Genomic DNA, 2171 nt, shown 5'->3' with positions numbered 1-2171 from the left:
GTCCAGCCCGCGCACCCACCACCAGCCCCCGGCGCGGGCTGGACAGGACCGGGCTCGTCGAAAGGCGCTCTGCGGAGGCCAACTAACCCTGGCCAGGACAGTCGCGCCAGCCTCGGCGACGGAGTCGACCGAGGCGACCACGAGCCGGACGCCCGCCCGTCGCCGACCCGCCGGTCCAAGACCGAGTCACACGCGTCGCCCCGCGACCGCCCGTGCACCCGCCGCCAGCCCGCGGCGTGGGCTGGACAGGATCGGGATCGGGGTGGTCGACAGGTGCTCCGCGGGGGCCATCGAGCCCTGGGCCAGGACGATCGCGTCGGCCTCGGTGACGCGGTCGGCCGCGGTGGCGACGAGAGTCGCGCAGCCCTCGGTGTCGCCCGCCGCGAAGCGGTCCCAGGCGCCCTCGACCAGCCGCGTCCGCACCGCGGCGGCACGGCCGGAAAGCGCCGCCTCCTCCTCGATCAGGGACACCGTCGGGCCGAGCGTGCTCTCGACGGTGGCGAGGACGACGATCCGCGGTCCGGCCGCCACGGCGGCTGCCGCCATCGGACGGTCCGAGCGCAGGACCGGCACCCCGGCACCGGCCCCCGCCGCCTCCGCGACTCCGCCGATCGTCGAGCAGGTGCACAGCACGGCCCGGGCCCCGTCGGCGACCGCCCTGCCCACAGCTGCCCGCACCTCGTCCGCCACCGCCTCCGGGCCCTCGCGGCGGGCCCGGGCCAGCAGCTCCTCGTCGACCAGGTGCCGCAGCGCGAGACCGGGGTGGTGCTCGTCCCGCAGTGCCTCGAAGACGGGCACATGGGCGGGCGAGGTGTGCAGGAGGGCGAGCATGCCGTTCAGAAGCGGCCCGGATGCGCGCGCAGCCAGTCCCGCGCCGCGCGCAGCAGCTCGGGGTCGGCCGCCGGGGCCTGGTCGGGGTGGCGCTCGGCCCACTTCACGACGTACGGGCACAGGGGGGCGACCACGACGCCCTCGCGCTCGGCGATGGCGTACAACTCGCGGGCGAGGGAGCCCGCGATGCCCTTCCCCTCGTGGGCCGGCTCCACGATCGTGTGGACGGGGACCAGGGCGCGCTCCGGCGATTCGAGGACGAAGTACTCGATGTGGCCGACGACTTCGCCGTCCGTCCCGTCACCGATCGCCTCCAGGCGGCCCGCCGCCCGGTCGTCGCGGATCTCGATGTCGCTCATGGGCACGCTCCTGGTCCGAAGGACGGATGAAAGGACGAGTGATCGGTGATCAGGCCGGTACGGCCTGCGGGCTGCGCTCCTGGTCCGAGCCCGGCACCGGCTCGGACGGATCGGCGCCCAGGGCCACGATGCGGTTGTCGCGGTCCACGTGCACCACCCGGGGTTCGAAGGCCCGTGCCTCGGCGTCGTCCAGCTGAGCGTAACTGATGATGATCACCAGGTCGCCGGGGTGGACGAGATGGGCGGCGGCGCCGTTGATCCCGATCACGCCCGAGCCGCGCTCGCCCTCGATGACGTACGTCTCCAGGCGCGCCCCGTTGGTGATGTCGACGATGTGAACGAGCTCGCCCGGCAACAGGTCGGCCGCGTCGAGCAGTTCGGCGTCGATGGTCACCGATCCCACGTAGTGCAGGTCGGCCTGGGTGACCGTGGCTCGATGGATCTTGGACTTGAACATGGTACGGAACATGGAGAAACTCCCGATCTGTCTGCTCCCTGCCTGCTCAGCGCAGGTCAAGGGCGGTCCTCGGAGAGTACAACGAGTCACCCGTCCGGTCAGCCGCCGCTCGTGTTCGCTGGAGCACACGGTGACATCAGGCCACGCAGGGCCGGTCACCACCGGAAGAAACAAGGCTCAAATGTTCAACACAAATTACACACATCCTCTCTTCATACCGGTTCCCATGGTCTAGATTGACCTTGCTTCGGCGGTTCGGACACGAGGCGACCGTTAGTGGGTCCATTGGTCCGGGCTGCGGAAAGCCGTCAACGCGTCCTCGGCGCCAGACGTTGGGGTGATCGATTCTCGGAACCCGGGGGGGCTTGGGTTCCGAGGACTGCCGAGGTGTCAGGGGGTTCCAGCGCGCTTCGAGAGGCCGGCAGTGCATACGACTGCGCTGCCGCGAAGGGAAGTTGCTCAAGTAGCGCTGAAACAGCCTGATGTCGTGCGGACAGGGGGCGGGGGCCTCCTAGGGGAGGAAC

General features: G+C 71.0%; 3 protein-coding genes. All 3 read right to left on the bottom strand.

Features of this window, described 5'->3' with window-relative positions; all coding sequences use genetic code 11:
• Positions 1-186: 186 nt before the first annotated feature.
• The 3 genes from GRC12_RS43820 to panD are packed head-to-tail and all read right to left on the bottom strand — an operon-like array spanning position 187 to position 1659.
• Positions 187-831: an aspartate/glutamate racemase family protein gene (locus GRC12_RS43820; RefSeq protein WP_208786003.1), complete on the bottom strand. Its 645-nt coding sequence runs from the start codon at positions 829-831 to the stop codon at positions 187-189.
• A gap of 5 nt (positions 832-836) precedes the next feature.
• Positions 837-1190: a GNAT family N-acetyltransferase gene (locus GRC12_RS43815; RefSeq protein WP_208786002.1), complete on the bottom strand. Its 354-nt coding sequence runs from the start codon at positions 1188-1190 to the stop codon at positions 837-839.
• 49 nt (positions 1191-1239) lie between these two features.
• A complete protein-coding gene (panD, locus tag GRC12_RS43810) occupies positions 1240-1659 on the bottom strand; it encodes an aspartate 1-decarboxylase (RefSeq protein ID WP_208786001.1) in 420 nt (139 codons plus the stop codon).
• Positions 1660-2171 lie beyond the last annotated feature (512 nt).

The organism is Streptomyces griseorubiginosus (assembly GCF_017614965.1).
Taxonomy (GTDB): Bacteria; Actinomycetota; Actinomycetes; order Streptomycetales; family Streptomycetaceae; genus Streptomyces; species Streptomyces griseorubiginosus_B.
The sequence above is the reverse complement of the archived record's forward strand: the minus strand, read 5'-3'. Positions and strand labels throughout refer to the sequence as shown.